Here is a 16,186-nt window from a genome sequence, read left to right as displayed (position 1 = left end):
CTACGACCGGACACTCCATCAAACGGCGTTCGATGATTCGCCGCACGGCGGCTCACCCCTTCGGGGGCAGCGCGACAAGCGCAGTTCAACGCCTGCGGCGTTAGTCCGAGTCCGGGCACCACTATTTAAAGAACCCGCCTAAAAGCAGCCTAATCGCGGAATAAGCAGACGTTGGTATCCGGGGTGAGTTGAGTGCGTCGAACAATTAAGCTTCATTAAAACTATTTTTTGCGGAGCTCTTTCGAGCTCCGCGGATTAGGCTATTTCAACAATGACTTTACTTTGCGGGCCACACGGCGAACCAGACTCCTGCCTCTGTTTGCGCCCTGGACATGAATCGCTTCATAAAGAGCATTAAAGCGATCGTGGGCCCAGCCATCTCTTTGCTGAGAAATTAGACCATCAATCTTATTATTTAAAAGCTGTAGTTCATTACTGACAGAATGGCCGCCATTGATGCTGCGCAGTCGGCTCACTTCATTCTCCAGTTCATGAATTTTTTCGAGGTACGAAGGAATCAAGCCCATCGCATAGTTATATTTCACATTTTCATCCATAAATGGACGGAAGCTACGGTAGTTGTTTTTGCTCTTATTCCCGCTTAACAACATTCCGGAGTTTGCTACTCTATACCAAAATAGCGGCTCAGGGACGATTTGCAATTTATAGCCATGTAAGGATATTTTCGCAAAAAACTCCCAATCTTCATGACCTAAACCGTAATCTTCAGTAAAACCGCCGATGTTGTCGAAAGCTTCTTTCTTGATCAGAGCATTAGCATCGCCAAAACAGTTACTAAAGCTGGCGATATTTAAATCAGGGCCTAACGGGAGCCAGCAGTGCGTCATTTTACGGAATGGCGAAGGGAACTCCTCACCAAAAATGAGATCGCTTGGGGTGGTCAACACATCGGCTCCGGAGTTTAATGCTGCCGTGACAAATGTCTCAACCTCAAAAGGTTTAGCGACATTATCATCATCCATAAACATCAGATATTCACCGGAGGCGTGTCGAGCGGCCAAATTTCGTGCCGCGCCCAGGTAGTTATTAGAACTGCGGATAATTTTCCAGCCTCGAGCGTTAAAGTCGTTCTCGATAAGGTTCAAATAACGATGAGATTCTTCTTTTGTGCTTCCATCATCAACTAAGATAACTTCAATATTTTGGTACGTCTGCGTTTTTATTGAGGCAAGTGCCTGCTGGAGCAAATGATGACGGTCGAAATGAGTAATACATACGCTCACTAACGGACGATTAGATTCATCAATTTTCTTGAAGACGCAGTTATCTTTTCTTTCAATGGCGGCAAACCACGCTGCCTGGATATTTTCTTGTGATTCAACCAGTCCGGGTTTGATGTTTATATTTTTTAAGCGATAGTGAATTTTACCGTATAAATCAACCGGCGTTGGGGTAAACAGAACCTCAGCATGATGCTCCTGCGGAATAAGTTCTGGAATCCCTCCAACGTTTGAGGCGAGGAAGTTAACGTTATTAATCAAGCATTCATAAACGGTATATGGGGAGTTTTCAACGAGCGATGGGATGATGACTAATACATTTTTTCTTTTTATATATTCGTTTGCATTGGTACGGTCATAATCGCTGATGATATTGACTGCCAGACCCAGGTTTTTGGTCTGGTTCATGATATAGGTAAATGAATCAATTTTACCCAGCGTGACGTTTTTCCCGAGGAAGGTCACACCAGAGATCGTCTCTTTATCTTCGGCAGAGAGTTTTCTTAATGCGCGCAGGAAGATATCGAGCCCTTTACGGGTTTCAAGTCGGCCGAAAAATACAAGCTCAACGCCTGAAGCGGTTTTTTCATTGGCTTTAACGACAACATCACTTCTCTTTTCAAACCCTTGAAATGGCTCGCAATTTAAAATAACGTGGCGTTCTTCAGGAACATTCCAGTGTTTACTCAACATCCAATCAATTAAATACTGAGACGGACTAACGACTTCATCAGCCATCTCAACCACCATTTTTTCCATATAATAGAGTTCAAGGTGATTCTGATCATATGGGAGCTGGTAGTTACCTTCATCAGCCCATAACGTTGAGCTATGGGTATTGACAATGAATTTGGTATTTTCAAAATCAGTGCCATTCTTTTTACTTAATAAAGCGTAATAAAGATCTGCCTGCCATTCACAAGAAATAATAGTGTCATAGACATTATTCTCTTTCAGCCAGAGCAAAATTGAGTAACTTTTTCTTCTAAAATAGGGGGCATCGATATTAATCTCTTTTACCAGACCGGTACTCAGCAAATTAATACCAAAGGTGCTATAAATACGTGACCAATCGCTAAAAGTTGATGCAGATGACTCTGAATAGTCACCGCATGTATACAATACATCGACATCATACCCCTTTTTTGCCAAAGTAGTGGCAAGGGCAGTGAAAGCAGTACCAATGCCGCCGTTACGGACAGGCCCCTCTATGTCCGGCGTCATTATAAGAACTTTCTTCATTGTGATCTTTCCTTAGTAACCTAGACTTTTCTATAATAATGAGTGAGTTGAAGTAATATTAAGATAGCAATCAATAGCTTCTGTTAAACAGGATAAAAAATGACCAGTGCAGAGTTAAAATTTGATTTATTTCTAAAATCCTATCATCCATCTCATCGATTTGTCTATAAGGCAAACCCCGGTAACGCGGGCGATGGCGTGATTGCATCTGCAACGTACGATTTTTTCGAACGAAATGCGCTTACCTATGTTCCTTACAGGGCCGATGAGCGTTACAGCGCTGATACTGATATTTTAATTTTTGGTGGCGGAGGAAACCTCATCGAAGGGTTATATGCTGAAGGCCGCGATTTCATCCAAAATAATATTCATAAATTTCACAAAACGATCATTATGCCTTCGACAATCAGAGGGTATAGCGATTTATTCACTAATAATATCGATAAATTAGTAGTGTTTTGCCGTGAAAATACCACTTTCGATTATATAAAATCTCTCAGCTATGAGTCAAATAAGAACGTATTCATTGCTGATGACATGGCATTTTATCTCGATCTTAGTAAATACCTGTCTCTTAAACCGGCCCATAAACAACAGGCAAACTGTTTCAGAACAGATTCAGAGTCGCTGACAGGAGAACATAAAGAAAACAATCATGATATTTCGCTCACGTGGAATGGCGACTATTGGGATAATGAATTTCTGGCACGAAACTCTACCCGTTGCATGATCAACTTCCTTGAAGAGTATAAAGTTGTAAATACCGATAGACTGCATGTAGCAATTTTAGCATCCCTGCTGGGAAAAGAAGTCAATTTCTACCCTAACTCATACTACAAAAATGAAGCCGTTTATAATTACTCGCTGTTAAATCATTACCCAAAAACGTGCTTTATTACTACCAGCTAAAAAATGCAGCGTATATTAATACGCTGCTAAAAATTCACATCACCTTTACAGCATTATCAATTATTGCCTGCCAGCCTTCACGCGAGTATTCATTTGCCCGGCTATAGTCGGCGAATTTATCGATCGCGCCAATAAAAAGATTATCAGTCACTTTCTTGATTTCGCCTACAGCTGAACTTTCCACGTTACTTTTCACGTAAAGTATTTTACTGTTACCGTGCCTCTTAAACTCTTTTGCTAAAGCGAATACTATATCATCAAGATTATTGCCATTGCTTTTTACGACAAAAATTTTATTCTCATCAGCAAGGCTGTTCTTAAATTTATTTATCAAGTAATGAATCTTATCCATTTCCCTGGAATAGATAAGATCATTTTCCTGTTCGGTATAACGCCAGACCCAGCCATCATCTTTATTATCGCTATACATTTCAGTATGAAAACAAATATCATACTATTGATCAAGAATTATATCCTGTCAGGATGCTGTGAGATTTTCATAGATAATATATTCTTTCAGGCCGGGGCGGATAAAGCCACCCGGCGGAAATCCAGGCTCGGTAGCTAAACGCGCCTCAGCCAAACATCTTCCTTCCTAGCTGGCGCCCCGCCTCCAGATGCGCTTCCGTCGTTTGCAGGTCCGGCAATAGCAACATCTGCGAACTGGCGACCGTAGCCCCGCAGTAATCAAAAATGCCGTGGACAATTTGCGCATTAAAAGCATCGGTAAACCCGTGCTTGTCATACGTTTGTTGACTGGCTGCGCCTAATGCCACCAGATGTACCCGCAGGCGTCCCAGCTTCTTCACTACGTTGCCGTCGGCGGTCTCCTCATAGGCCCAGCCGTTTGAAAACACCCGATCAATCCAGCCTTTCAGCAGCCCCGGCATCGACCACCAGTAAATGGGAAACACCAGCACCAGCGCGTCGGCGTTATCGATTCTGGCCTGTTCAGCGATCGCATCGGACGGCGTAGCGCCGGTTTGCCGAAAGGCGGCAATATCCGGTTCGGCAAAAACCGGGCTAAAGCCTTCCCGGGTTAAATCGGCAATTTCAGCGCTGTGATGCGAGCCGGATTCGGCAACCCCCTGCGCAATCGCCGCCGCAACGCTGTGAGTCAGAGAAGTATTAAGAGGATGAGAAACCACGATTAATGCATGCATGACGGATACCCCAGTTGCTATACAACGATATTGGACGTAGTCTTATATACTAACAGTAACCTACCAATAGTAAGTTACCTTTGGTATATAAGCATGTCAACGGGAGAATGCTTCTATGTCTGAACCACTCGTACGGCAGCGTTTAACGCGAGAAGAGCGGCGCAAACAGCTGATTGATGTTGCCTGGCAGATTATTCGGCAAGAAGGGACCGATGCCCTGACGCTGGGCTACCTGGCGACGCAGGCGGGAGTCACTAAACCGGTGGTTTACGATCATTTTGACAGCCGTTCGGGACTTTTCGCGACGCTATACACGGAATACGACCAGCGCCAGACGGCGCGAATGGATGAAATACTGCGCAATACCGAACCGAATGCGGATAAACTGGCCGCGGCGATCGCCAACGCCTATATCGAGTGCGTGCTGCTTCAAGGGCGCGAGATGCCGAGCGTCATGGCCGCGCTCGCCGGGACGCCCGAGCTGGAGAAGATCAAACAAGAGTGCATCGCCACTTTTACCGGGAAATGCCGGGACTATTTTGCGCCGCTTTGCGAAAGTGACAACCTCAGCGAAGCGGCCATTCTCGCCATGCTCGGGTCCGCCGACGGTCTATCGGCCTCGGTCGTGAGCGGCGTTATCACGGAGCAGCAGGCTAAAGATGAGCTCTTTCAGGTGATTATGTCGATGCTGCAGCGCTGCTGCCATCGCTAAGCCGCGCCCGCCGCCCGGCGGACGCGTTGATGATTATCAGCCGCCCGCTTTCTTGATCGCCGCATCCAGCGAGGCTTTATCCGCCAGCCCCGGGAACACGGTGATCGTCGCTTCCGTGGCTCCGGTGGTCGGCATCACGATAACTCCAGGCGTCCCGCTCAGGCCAATTTCCTGCGCCAGCTGATTGATGCTTTCCAGCGCCGGTTCAACGTCCGCCGCTTTCCCGGCATCGAAATTCACTTTCTTCGCCTGCTGCTGGATGTCGGCGGCCGTCAGCTTGCCTTCGTTATGCCCGGTGGAATAGATCCCGTTATGGTAGGTCAGATAAGCCTCAGCGCCCTTCTGCTGATAAATCTGCAGGCCGGTTTTCGCTGCTGCAAGCGAGGTTTCCCAGCGGCTGCCAAAAATTGGCCACTCTTTAAAGGCAAAGCGGGTCTGCGGGTTCTCTTTGATCACCTGTTCCATTACCGGCGCCAGACGGCTGCAGTAAACGCATTGATAATCAAAGAATTCAATGACCGTAACTTTGCCCTCTTTCGGGCCGTAGGTTGGCGTATTTTTATCCTGGGTCAGCGCGGCCGCGTTCTTCAGTACCGCCTGGGTCGCGGCGCTGGCCTGCTGCTGTTGCTGAATTTGCTGCAGCTTCTGGCTGGCCTGCAGCAGCACTTCCGGATGCGCAACTAAATAATCCGCGGCGATTTTGCCAATACGGGCCTCTTGTTCAGGCGTAAAGGTCGGTGCGTCAGCAGCGGTCGCCATAACCGGAAACAGGGAGGCGCCAATAAAGGCAAATGTGAGTAAATTCTTGTGGCCGGGCATGTGGTTAGTCCTTGCGATAGGTGAACGGCAGATGTGTTTCTACGAACAAAATATCATCCTTTACCTGCGAATCATTGCCGGACGAGGCAATGATTGGTAACTATATTTTTCAATAACTCGCTGCGTTCGGGTTCTCGGACAGGTGGTCAAGGCGCCCGAACGAGAGTACCCTTCGCCCCTGCGTTTTCCTGTAGGGTCTTTTTTGGTGGTTCGATGAGTTGGCTATGAATGAGTTTTTCAGTCAGTGGGACGTGGCGGTTATTCTGCTGCAAATTATCGCTATCGATCTGTTACTGGGCGGCGACAACGCGGTGGTGATCGCGATGGCCTGCCGTAAGCTGCCGCCGCAGCAGCGTACCAAAGCCATTATTATCGGTACCTTCGGCGCGATTGCGGCACGCGTGCTGCTGCTGGCCGTCGCCATCTATTTACTCTCACTACCGTGGCTTAAAGTGGTCGGCGCGCTGATGCTACTGTGGATTGGCATCAAGCTGGTGACTAATCAGGAAGAAGAAAGCGAGGTCAGCAGTTCCAGCAGCCTGTGGCGTACCGCGGTCACCATTACCGTTGCCGACGTCATTATGTCGCTGGATAACGTACTGGCGGTTGCCGCCGCCGGGAAAGGCCATCTGCTGCTGGTCGCGCTGGGTGTATTAATCAGCATTCCGATTATCGTCCTCGGCAGCAAACTGGTGCTGGCAATCCTCAACCGTTTCCCGTCCGTGGTGATGCTGGGCGGTGCGCTCATCGGCTGGATAGCCGGTTCAATGATGGTGACCGATGTGACCATCGTTCATCTCTTCCCCAACGCGCCCGCCGCTCTCCCACTGATGGGTGGAACCATTGGCGCAGCCCTGGTGCTGCTCGAAGGGCTGCGCAGAAACCGCAGGCGCTCCACCGAATAGGGACATTGTCGATCGGCCGCCGTCAATCCCGACGGCGTCAAGTTTGCGCCACTTTTCCGCCCCATCCGCCCTCATTTGCCCTAAGCTTAATAAAGACACCTGATCCAGGGATCTGTAACCGTCATATTGCGCATAAATGAGATAACGCCATGGAATTAAAGGATTATTATGCCATTCTAGGGGTTCAGCCAACGGACGATCTGAAAACCATTAAGACCGCCTATCGCCGTCTGGCACGTAAATATCACCCCGATGTCAGCAAAGAAAACGATGCCGAAGCCAAATTCAAAGATCTCGCCGAAGCCTGGGAAGTGCTTAAAGATGACCAGCGCCGCGCCGAATACGACCAGCTCTGGCAGCACCGCAACGATCCGCAGTTTGGCCGGCAGCAGCAGCATTCCCGCGAGCAGAGCTATAGCCAGCAGGACTTCGACGACATCTTCTCCACCATGTTTGGCCAGCAGGCGCACCATAGCCGCCGCCAGCACGGCGTCCGCGGTCATGACTTAGAGATAGAAGTCGCGGTGTTCCTTGAAGAAACCCTGGCGGAGCAGACGCGCACCATCAGCTATAAGCTGCCGGTTTATAACGTCTTTGGCATGGTCGAAAGCGAAACGCCGAAAACCCTGAACGTGAAAATTCCCGCGGGCGTCGTCGACGGCCAGCGCATCCGTCTGAAAGGCCAGGGTACTCCCGGTGAAAATGGCGGCCCCAACGGCGATCTGTGGCTGGTGATCCATATCGCCCCGCATCCGCTGTTTGATGTCGTCGGCCATAACCTTGAAATCGTCCTGCCGCTGGCGCCGTGGGAAGCCGCATTGGGCGCTAAAGTTACCATCCCGACGCTGAAAGAGAGCATCCTGCTAACCATTCCGCCGGGCAGCCAGGCCGGTCAGCGGCTGCGCGTGAAAGGCAAAGGGCTGACCAGCAAAACCACCACCGGCGACCTGTATGCGGTGATTAAAATCGTCATGCCGCCAAAACCAGATGAGAAGAGCCGCGCGCTCTGGCAGCAGCTGGCGGATGCGCAATCCAGCTTCGAGCCGCGTAAGACATGGGGGAAAGCCTGATGGCTAAGATAACAGTGACGTTCACGATTACCGAGTTTTGTCTCCACACCGGCCTTTCCGAAGAGGAGCTTAACGAGATTGTCGGCCTCGGCATGATTGAGCCGCGCCAGCCGCAGCGGGAAAACTGGCTGTTTGACGATAGCGCGGTGACCATCGTGCACCGCGCCGTACGCCTGCGCAAAGAGCTGGAGCTGGACTGGCCGGGTATCGCTGTCGCCTTAACGCTGCTGGACGAGAACGCGCGCCTGAGCCGCGAAAATCAAATCCTGCAGCAGCGGCTGGCGCGCTTTCTGACGCATAGCTAAGCCCTCGACGCGGCATCGCCCGGTCCTTACCGGGCCTGGGCGGTCCGCGAATAACCTCAGCAGGGCATAAAAAATGCCGCCGGGGGAAGCCCGCGGCGGCATGAGTTACCAGCAAAACGATTTAGTCGTTGATGCGCGGATGCTGCTGCACCAGGCGAGAACGTTTTTCCTGCAGGTCGGCGATTTCCTGATCGATATCTTCGATTTTATGCTCGATATTATCGTAGTGCTCGCCGAGAATTTCTTTCGCTTCCTGAATATCCGAAGCCGCTGGCGTCGCCCCTTTCAGTGGACGATTGGCGGTCTCTTTCATCGACAGGCCGGTAATCAGGCCAATAACCGCAATCACCATCAGATAGTAAGCCGGCATCATCAGGTTCTGCGTGCTCTCTACCAGCCACGCCGCCAGGGTTGGCGTCAGACCGGCAATCAGCACCGAGATGTTAAAGGCGCTGGCCAGAGCGCTAAAGCGGATGTGGGTCGGGAACATCGCCGGCAGCGACGAGGCCATCACCCCGATAAAGCAGTTCAGCACTACCGCCAGCACCAGCAGACCGGCGAAAATCAGGCCGAGAACGTTACTGTTAATCATGATAAAGGCAGGAATCGACAGCGCGAACAGCGCCACGCTACCAATCAGAATAAACGGGCGACGGCCAAAACGGTCGCTGAGCATACCGATAACCGGCTGAACGAACAGCATCCCGACCATGATGGCGATGATGATCAGCACCCCGTGATCTTCTGAATAGTGCAGGTTATGCGACAGGTAGCTCGGCATATAGGTCAACAACATGTAGTAGGTCACGTTGGTGGAAATCACCAGACCGATACAGGTCAGCAGGCTACGCCAGTGTTTGGTCGCAATCTCTTTGAAGGAGACTTTCGGTCCTTCCTGCAGGCCTTCGCGATCGCCCTGCTCCATTTTATCAACGTGCTGCTGGAACGCCGGCGTCTCTTCCAGCGCATGACGCAGATAAAGACCAATAATCCCTAACGGCAGCGCCAGGAAGAACGGAATACGCCAGCCCCAGCTGAGGAAGTTCTCTTCACCCACCACGCTGGAAATCAGTACCACCACGCCCGCGCCCATCACAAAACCGGCTATTGAACCGAAGTCCAGCCAGCTGCCCATAAAGCCGCGTTTACGGTCAGGCGAGTATTCCGCCACAAAGATCGATGCGCCGGTATATTCTCCGCCCACCGAAAAACCCTGCGCCATTTTACACAGCAGCAGCAGTATTGGCGCCCAGATGCCAATCGTGGCATACGACGGAATAAGACCGATACAGAATGTACTTATCGACATGATGACAATGGTTATCGCCAGAATCTTTTGTCGACCGTATTTATCGCCCAGCATCCCGAAGAACAGGCCGCCTAATGGACGAATTAAGAAGGGAACCGAGAAGGTACCGAGCGCGGCGATCATCTGCACGCTGGGGTTGGCATCGGGGAAAAAGACTTTACCCAGGGCATACGCAACAAAACCATAAACCCCAAAATCGAACCATTCCATCGCGTTACCCAGCGACGCTGCGGTAATCGCTTTCTTCAGTTTGCTATCATCAATGATGGTCACATCCCGAAGCGTGATGGGTTTTACTTTTTTCCTTTTAAGCATAATTTTCCTCTTTTGCTCTCGCCTTGAGCGCACGAATCTCCGCCGAATGACAAGGTCATTCGCGTCATGCGTTGGGAGCGGCGAATTGCTGTGCTCCACATTTCAAGCGTAGCAGGTTTGCCTGCACTGTCTGCTGACAGTCCGTACAACCGAACCTGTTGACGCCTGCTCTGGCCATAATCAAATAAGCGGTGCCGCTAATAAGTGTAGTGAATTTGCGTTCTCGCCTTTTTACCCTAACAGCGTTTAAATTTGGGATCAACTTCACAAAAATTTACCTACCCTTAAACAGAGTCATCTCAAACCAATAAGTTCAATGAATATTGGAACTTAGCGATACATTTCCGGAAATAACTGGCGGTTTTTAAGGAAATAACCCCGCCTATCCCCACAATATATATTCTCTTTCTCCGCTGGGAAGTGTCATAAAAAAGGCCCGACAAAAGTGCGGGATTGCGCTATAATCAGCATCACTTTCGGCTATCAGCCGCCATTTAAAGGACCAACGTCCTGTTTTACCCAGTAATCGCGAGGAACGTCATGCAACTGCCCCACTGCCCAAAATGCCATTCTGAATACACTTATGAAGACAACGGCATGTTTGTTTGCCCGGAATGCGCCCACGAATGGAACAATGCCGAGCCTGTGGACGATAACGACGCGCTGATTGTCAAAGACGCCAACGGCAATTTACTGGCCGACGGCGATAGCGTCACCGTAGTAAAAGATCTGAAGGTTAAAGGCAGCTCTTCGATGCTAAAAATTGGTACTAAAGTTAAAAATATCCGCCTGGTGGAAGGCGATCATAATATTGACTGTAAAATTGATGGTTTTGGCCCAATGAAGCTAAAATCCGAATTTGTTAAAAAGAACTGATTTTATTCCCCCGACGCCTATCGTCGGGGGAAATATATTTTTTCCGCGCTCTGGCCAGTCTTCCCGCATTCGTACTCACTTTACCCGTCGCTGCCGCCTGGCTTAATTCCGCAATCCCCTTCTACGCTTAATGGAATATTCGTTACCTGAGGTAATGCTTATGCCCTTAAGTCCCTATATCGCTTTTAGCGGCAACTGCGCTGCCGCCATCGCTTTCTACCAGCAGGCGCTGGGCGCTGAGCTGCTCCACAAAATCACCTGGGGTGAAATGCCGCAGAATAGCCAGGACGCCGAAGATGGCTGCCCTTCCGGCCAGCACCTGGCTGCCGACGGTATCGCCCACGCCAGCCTGCGCATCGCGGATGGCATCCTGATGCTCAGCGACAGCCCCTCCAGCAAAATGGAGCGCTACGCCGGGTTTACCATCGTGCTCGACCCAAAAGACGTTATCGAGGGTAAACGCTGGTTTGACGGCCTCGCCGACGGCGGCCAGATAGAGATGGCCTGGCAGGAAACGTTCTGGGCGCACGGCTTCGGTAAAGTCATCGACCGCTTTGGCGTCCCGTGGATGGTCAACGTGGTGAAAGAGCCTTAACGCTTACCTTCCTCCCCTCACCCTCCGGTAGAGAGCCGGGGTGAGGGCATCCGTGCGTTCATTCCCCCTCCCCCTGTCATCCCACCGGCATTAACTCTTCATCCCCCGGTCATCATGAGTTAACCGAAATGTAACAAAAAACCGTCAGGATCGGCCCACGCTCAGAGGGAAACTCCTTCATGTCCATAGTGAGGCTCGATTGACATGTACTTATCCAGACATCCGACCAGTTACCCGACACGATATCAGGAAATTGCCGCCAAACTTGAGCAAGAGCTTCGCCACCACTACCGCTGCGGCGACTATCTTCCCGCCGAGCAGCAGCTGGCGACCCGCTTTGAAGTTAACCGCCATACCCTGCGCCGGGCCATCGATCAGCTCGTCGAACGCGGCTGGGTCCAGCGCCGCCAGGGCGTCGGCGTGCTGGTTCTGATGCGCCCGATCGATTATCCGCTCAACGCCCAGGCCCGCTTTAGCCAGAATCTTCTCGAACAGGGCAGCCATCCGACCAGCGAGAAGCTGCTGTCGGTGTTACGCCCGGCCAGCAGCCACGTTGCCGAAGCCTTTGCCATTAATGAAGGCGATAACGTCATCCACCTGCGCACCCTGCGCCGCGTTAACGGCGTCGCGCTGTGCCTGATAGACCACTACTTTACCGACCTGCGACTGTGGCCGGTTCTGCAAACCTTTACCCACGGCTCTCTCCATGACCTGCTGCGCGACCGGCTTGATATCGAATTGACCCGCGTACGCACCAAAATCAGCGCCCGCCGCGCGCAGGCCAAAGAGAGCACTATTCTCGGCATTCCCAACATGGCGCCGCTGCTGTGCGTGCGCACCCTGAATCATCGCCAGGACGAGCAGAACGCGACGGAGTACTCCGTCAGCCTGACCCGCGCCGACATGATTGAATTCACCATGGAGCACTGAATGCACTTTGATACCGCTATCCGCCAGCGCTGGATGTCCGTGCTGGCCCACAGTGAACCACAAGAACTGGCGGCGCGGATGCAGACCCTGCAGCTCGCGCCGCAGTATGAGCTGATTCGCGCCCCGGAAACCGGACTGGTTCAGCTGCAGGCGCGTATGGGCGGCATCGGCGACCGGTTCTTTGCCGGAGACGCTACCTTAACCCGCGCCGCCATTCGCCTGGCCGACGGAACGCTCGGCTATAGCTGGATTTTGGGCCGCGACCGTCCGCACGCTGAACGCTGCGCGGCTATCGATGCCCTGATGCAGTCGCCACACCATTTTCACACCCTGATGGAAACCCTGATAACCCCGCTGGAAGAACAACGTAGCGTGCGCATTGAAGCCCGACGCGCCGAAGTCAACGCCAGCCGGGTCGACTTCTTTACTCTGGTTCGCGGAGATAACGCATGACACTACAACCCGCCTTTACCCTGGCTGTGCAGGACGCCCAGCACAGTTTCCGCCGCCTGCTGAAAGCGATGAGCGAGCCGGGAGTGATTGTCTCCCTGCAACAGCTTCAGCACGGCTGGCAGCCGCTGAACGTCGCCTCCACCAGCCTGCTGCTGACGCTGGTGGATCACGACACGCCGGTTTGGCTGGCTCCGGCGCTGCATAACGATCTCGTCGGCCAGAATCTGCGCTTTCATACCGGCGCGCCGCTGGTTGAGCAGCCGCAGCAGGCGATCTTCGCCGTCGCCAGCGACACCATCAGCGCCGAGCAGCTTAACGTGCTTTCCGCCGGAACCGTCGTCGCCCCGGAAACCGGCGTCACGCTGGTGGTCCAGCTTGCCAGCCTGAGCGGCGGCCGGATGCTGCGGCTGACCGGCGCGGGGATCGCCGAAGAGCGGATGATCGCCCCGCAGCTGCCGGAATGCATTATTGAAGAATTGACCGAGCGCCCGCATCCGTTCCCGCTGGGCATCGATCTGATCCTCACCTGCGGCGAACGCCTGCTGGCTATCCCGCGCACCACCCATGTCGAGGTCTGCTAATGTACGTAGCCGTCAAAGGCGGCGAGAAGGCGATCGTCGCCGCTCACGCCCTACAGGAACAGAAACGCCGAGGCGATGGACGGCTTCCTGAAATCAGCGTTGACCAGATTAGCCAGCAGCTTAATCTGGCGGTGGACCGGGTGATGACCGAAGGCGGTATCGCCGACCGGGAGCTGGCGGCGCTGGCGCTGAAGCAGGCCAGCGGCGATAGCGTCGAAGCGATTTTTCTGCTGCGCGCTTACCGCACCACGCTGCAAAGGCTGGCGGTCAGCGAGCCCGTCGACACCGCCGGAATGCGCCTTGAGCGCCGTATTTCGGCGGTCTATAAAGATATTCCCGGCGGCCAGCTGCTCGGCCCAACCTACGATTACAGCCACCGCCTGCTCGATTTTACCCTGCTGGCCAACGGCGAAACGCCGCCGCTGGCGACCGATAGCGCGCCGCAGGAAGCCGCGCCGCACGTTTTTAATCTGCTGGTTCAGCAAGAACTGGCGAAAGCCGAACGAGATACCGACGCGCAGCCCGACGATATCACCCGCCATCCGCCGGTCTATCCCTGCTCGCGCTCTTCGCGCCTGCAGCAGCTGGCGCGCGGCGACGAGGGCTATCTGCTGGCGCTGGCCTACTCCACCCAGCGCGGCTACGGGCGCAACCACCCGTTTGCCGGTGAAATTCGCAGCGGCTACGTCGCGGTGGAGATCGCTCCCGAAGAGCTGGGATTCACCGTCAATATCGGTGAACTGTTGATGACCGAATGCGAAATGGTTAACGGCTTTGTCGCCCCTGAGGATGAACCGCCGCACTTTACCCGCGGCTACGGCCTGACGTTCGGCATGAGCGAGCGTAAAGCGATGGCGATGGCGCTGGTGGACCGCGCGCTCCAGGCGCCGGAGTACGGCGAAGAAGTGGCGGGCCCCGCTCAGGATGAAGAGTTTGTGCTGGCGCATGCCGATAACGTCGAGGCGGCCGGTTTCGTTTCGCACCTTAAACTTCCCCACTATGTCGATTTCCAGGCCGAACTGGCGCTGCTTAAACGCCTGCAACGGGAGAATCAACGTGGCTAACGCATTGACCGGCTACAACTTTGCTTATCTCGACGAGCAAACCAAACGCATGATCCGCCGCGCCATCCTGAAAGCGGTGGCCATCCCCGGCTACCAGGTGCCCTTCGGCGGTCGCGAGATGCCGATGCCCTACGGCTGGGGCACCGGCGGTATCCAGCTTACCGCCAGCGTCATCGGCGAAAATGACGTGCTGAAGGTGATTGACCAGGGCGCCGACGACACCACCAACGCGGTGTCGATTCGCCAGTTTTTCCAACGCGTCACCGGCGTCGCGACCACCGAGCGCACCGAAGACGCGACGCTGATCCAGACCCGCCACCGGATCCCGGAAACGCCGCTGACTGAAGATCAGATCCTGATCTTCCAGGTGCCGATCCCGGAGCCGCTGCGTTTTATCGAGCCGCGCGAGACCGAAACCCGCACCATGCACGCGCTGGAGGAGTACGGCGTGATGCAGGTGAAGCTGTACGAAGATATCGCCCGCTTCGGCCATATCGCCACCACCTACGCCTATCCGGTGAAGGTCAACGGCCGCTACGTAATGGACCCGTCGCCGATTCCGAAATTCGATAACCCGAAGATGCATATGATGCCCGCCCTCCAGCTGTTCGGCGCCGGACGTGAAAAACGCATCTACGCGGTGCCGCCGTACACCCCGGTAGAAAGCCTCGATTTCGACGATCATCCGTTTACCGTTCAGGAGTGGGATGAACCCTGCGCCATCTGCGGTTCGCGCCATAGCTATCTTGATGAAGTGGTGCTCGACGACAGCGGCAAACGGATGTTTGTTTGTTCCGATACCGATTATTGCCGCCAGCAGAGCGAGGAGCAGAAAAAATGAGTCATCCGTTACTGGCGGTCAATAATCTGACCCACCTCTACGCGCCGGGCAAAGGCTTCAGCGACGTCTCGTTTGAACTGTGGCCGGGAGAGGTGCTGGGTATCGTCGGCGAGTCCGGCTCCGGGAAAACCACCCTTCTACAGGCGATTTCCGCCCGCCTGACGCCGCAGCAGGGCGACGTGCGCTATCAGAACCGTTCGCTGTACGCGATGAGCGAAGCGGATCGCCGCCGCCTGCTGCGCACCGAATGGGGCGTGGTGCACCAGCATCCGATGGACGGACTGCGCCGCCAGGTGTCGGCGGGGGGGAATATCGGCGAGCGCCTGATGGCGACCGGCGCGCGGCACTACGGTGATATTCGCGCCACCGCCGAGCAGTGGTTGCAGGAGGTGGAGATCCCGCCTTCGCGCATTGACGACCTGCCCACCACCTTTTCCGGCGGTATGCAGCAGCGTCTACAAATCGCCCGCAATCTGGTGACCCAGCCGAAGCTGGTGTTTATGGATGAGCCCACCGGCGGGCTGGACGTGTCAGTGCAGGCGCGCCTGCTCGATCTGCTGCGCGGCCTGGTGGTGGAGCTAAACCTGGCGGTGGTGATTGTGACCCACGACCTCGGCGTCGCCCGCCTTCTGGCTAACCGTCTGCTGGTGATGAAACAAGGACAGGTGGTGGAAAGCGGCTTAACCGACCGGGTGCTCGACGATCCCCATCACCCCTACACCCAGCTGCTGGTGTCGTCGGTGTTGCAGAACTGAACATAGGTCCACTCCCCGGTGGCGCTGCGCTTACCGGGGCTACGGGTGCCGGGCCGTCTGCGGGCCGGTAGCCCGGACAGGCGCAACGCGCCGCCTCCGGG

Annotated in this window: 18 protein-coding genes; 13 read left to right on the top strand and 5 right to left on the bottom strand. The window is 53.8% G+C overall.

Features of this window, described 5'->3' with window-relative positions; genetic code table 11:
• Positions 1-260: 260 nt before the first annotated feature.
• A complete protein-coding gene (locus tag KOSB73_RS03305) occupies positions 261-2,483 on the bottom strand; it encodes a glycosyltransferase (protein WP_024360229.1) in 2,223 nt (740 codons plus the stop codon).
• Between the two features lie 99 nt (positions 2,484-2,582).
• Between KOSB73_RS03305 and KOSB73_RS03300 the strand changes: the two genes are divergently transcribed.
• Positions 2,583-3,392 carry a polysaccharide pyruvyl transferase family protein gene (locus tag KOSB73_RS03300; protein WP_098140223.1) on the top strand — a complete coding sequence of 270 codons (810 nt, stop codon included), beginning with the start codon at positions 2,583-2,585 and terminating at the stop codon, positions 3,390-3,392.
• A 34-nt stretch (positions 3,393-3,426) separates the two neighbouring features.
• On the opposite strand, the gene KOSB73_RS03295 is transcribed toward KOSB73_RS03300, so the two are convergent.
• Together KOSB73_RS03295 and KOSB73_RS03290 are read right to left on the bottom strand one after the other, a co-directional pair.
• Positions 3,427-3,822, bottom strand: a complete 396-nt coding sequence (locus KOSB73_RS03295) for a hypothetical protein (RefSeq protein WP_049087485.1) — start codon at positions 3,820-3,822, stop codon at positions 3,427-3,429.
• A gap of 145 nt (positions 3,823-3,967) precedes the next feature.
• Positions 3,968-4,555 carry an NAD(P)H-dependent oxidoreductase gene (locus tag KOSB73_RS03290; RefSeq protein ID WP_024360226.1) on the bottom strand — a complete coding sequence of 196 codons (588 nt, stop codon included), beginning with the start codon at positions 4,553-4,555 and terminating at the stop codon, positions 3,968-3,970.
• Between the two features lie 115 nt (positions 4,556-4,670).
• Between KOSB73_RS03290 and KOSB73_RS03285 the strand changes: the two genes are divergently transcribed.
• Positions 4,671-5,267, top strand: coding sequence for a TetR/AcrR family transcriptional regulator (locus KOSB73_RS03285; RefSeq protein WP_004137421.1), 597 nt, complete (start codon positions 4,671-4,673; stop codon positions 5,265-5,267).
• 36 nt (positions 5,268-5,303) lie between these two features.
• Here KOSB73_RS03285 and KOSB73_RS03280 read toward each other — a convergent pair whose 3' ends face one another.
• Positions 5,304-6,086 (bottom strand): DsbA family protein, encoded by a 783-nt coding sequence (locus KOSB73_RS03280; protein WP_004137423.1) that lies wholly within the window; start codon positions 6,084-6,086, stop codon positions 5,304-5,306.
• A 224-nt stretch (positions 6,087-6,310) separates the two neighbouring features.
• On the opposite strand from KOSB73_RS03280, the gene KOSB73_RS03275 reads away from it, so the two are divergent.
• The 3 genes from KOSB73_RS03275 (at position 6,311) to cbpM (ending at position 8,366) form a co-directional block, all read left to right on the top strand.
• On the top strand, positions 6,311-6,991 hold the full coding sequence (locus KOSB73_RS03275) for a TerC family protein (RefSeq protein WP_024360224.1): 681 nt from the start codon (positions 6,311-6,313) through the stop codon (positions 6,989-6,991).
• A 149-nt stretch (positions 6,992-7,140) separates the two neighbouring features.
• On the top strand, positions 7,141-8,061 hold the full coding sequence (gene cbpA, locus KOSB73_RS03270) for a curved DNA-binding protein (protein WP_049087484.1): 921 nt from the start codon (positions 7,141-7,143) through the stop codon (positions 8,059-8,061).
• Positions 8,061-8,366: a chaperone modulator CbpM gene (cbpM, locus tag KOSB73_RS03265; RefSeq protein WP_004097873.1), complete on the top strand. Its 306-nt coding sequence runs from the start codon at positions 8,061-8,063 to the stop codon at positions 8,364-8,366. Before cbpA ends, cbpM begins: the two co-directional genes overlap by 1 nt.
• Before the next feature lie 121 nt (positions 8,367-8,487).
• Here cbpM and proP read toward each other — a convergent pair whose 3' ends face one another.
• Positions 8,488-9,990 (bottom strand): glycine betaine/L-proline transporter ProP, encoded by a 1,503-nt coding sequence (proP, locus tag KOSB73_RS03260; protein WP_024360222.1) that lies wholly within the window; start codon positions 9,988-9,990, stop codon positions 8,488-8,490.
• Between the two features lie 540 nt (positions 9,991-10,530).
• On the opposite strand from proP, the gene KOSB73_RS03255 reads away from it, so the two are divergent.
• From KOSB73_RS03255 to phnK, 8 genes are all read left to right on the top strand, one after another.
• Positions 10,531-10,866, top strand: coding sequence for a zinc ribbon domain-containing protein YjdM (locus KOSB73_RS03255; protein ID WP_004137429.1), 336 nt, complete (start codon positions 10,531-10,533; stop codon positions 10,864-10,866).
• A 160-nt stretch (positions 10,867-11,026) separates the two neighbouring features.
• The gene (yjdN, locus tag KOSB73_RS03250) at positions 11,027-11,461 is read left to right on the top strand and encodes a VOC family metalloprotein YjdN (RefSeq protein WP_004137437.1); all 435 of its coding nucleotides are present in this window, start codon (positions 11,027-11,029) and stop codon (positions 11,459-11,461) included.
• Between the two features lie 204 nt (positions 11,462-11,665).
• On the top strand, positions 11,666-12,391 hold the full coding sequence (gene phnF, locus KOSB73_RS03245) for a phosphonate metabolism transcriptional regulator PhnF (protein ID WP_004137439.1): 726 nt from the start codon (positions 11,666-11,668) through the stop codon (positions 12,389-12,391).
• The gene (phnG, locus tag KOSB73_RS03240) at positions 12,392-12,844 is read left to right on the top strand and encodes a phosphonate C-P lyase system protein PhnG (protein WP_049089199.1); all 453 of its coding nucleotides are present in this window, start codon (positions 12,392-12,394) and stop codon (positions 12,842-12,844) included.
• Positions 12,841-13,425, top strand: a complete 585-nt coding sequence (phnH, locus tag KOSB73_RS03235; protein ID WP_024360221.1) for a phosphonate C-P lyase system protein PhnH — start codon at positions 12,841-12,843, stop codon at positions 13,423-13,425. Before phnG ends, phnH begins: the two co-directional genes overlap by 4 nt.
• Positions 13,425-14,489 (top strand): carbon-phosphorus lyase complex subunit, encoded by a 1,065-nt coding sequence (locus tag KOSB73_RS03230; protein WP_004137451.1) that lies wholly within the window; start codon positions 13,425-13,427, stop codon positions 14,487-14,489. Before phnH ends, KOSB73_RS03230 begins: the two co-directional genes overlap by 1 nt.
• Positions 14,482-15,330, top strand: coding sequence for an alpha-D-ribose 1-methylphosphonate 5-phosphate C-P-lyase PhnJ (locus KOSB73_RS03225; protein ID WP_004137461.1), 849 nt, complete (start codon positions 14,482-14,484; stop codon positions 15,328-15,330). The genes KOSB73_RS03230 and KOSB73_RS03225 overlap by 8 nt, the downstream gene beginning before the upstream one ends.
• Complete coding sequence (gene phnK, locus KOSB73_RS03220; protein ID WP_024360220.1) at positions 15,327-16,085, top strand: phosphonate C-P lyase system protein PhnK; 759 nt, start codon at positions 15,327-15,329, stop codon at positions 16,083-16,085. The genes KOSB73_RS03225 and phnK overlap by 4 nt, the downstream gene beginning before the upstream one ends.
• The last annotated feature ends 101 nt before the right edge of the window (positions 16,086-16,186 follow it).

Origin of the sequence: Klebsiella grimontii (assembly GCF_900200035.1) — a bacterium.
In the GTDB taxonomy this organism is placed as follows: Bacteria; Pseudomonadota; Gammaproteobacteria; order Enterobacterales; family Enterobacteriaceae; genus Klebsiella; species Klebsiella grimontii.
The sequence above is the reverse complement of the archived record's forward strand: the minus strand, read 5'-3'. Positions and strand labels throughout refer to the sequence as shown.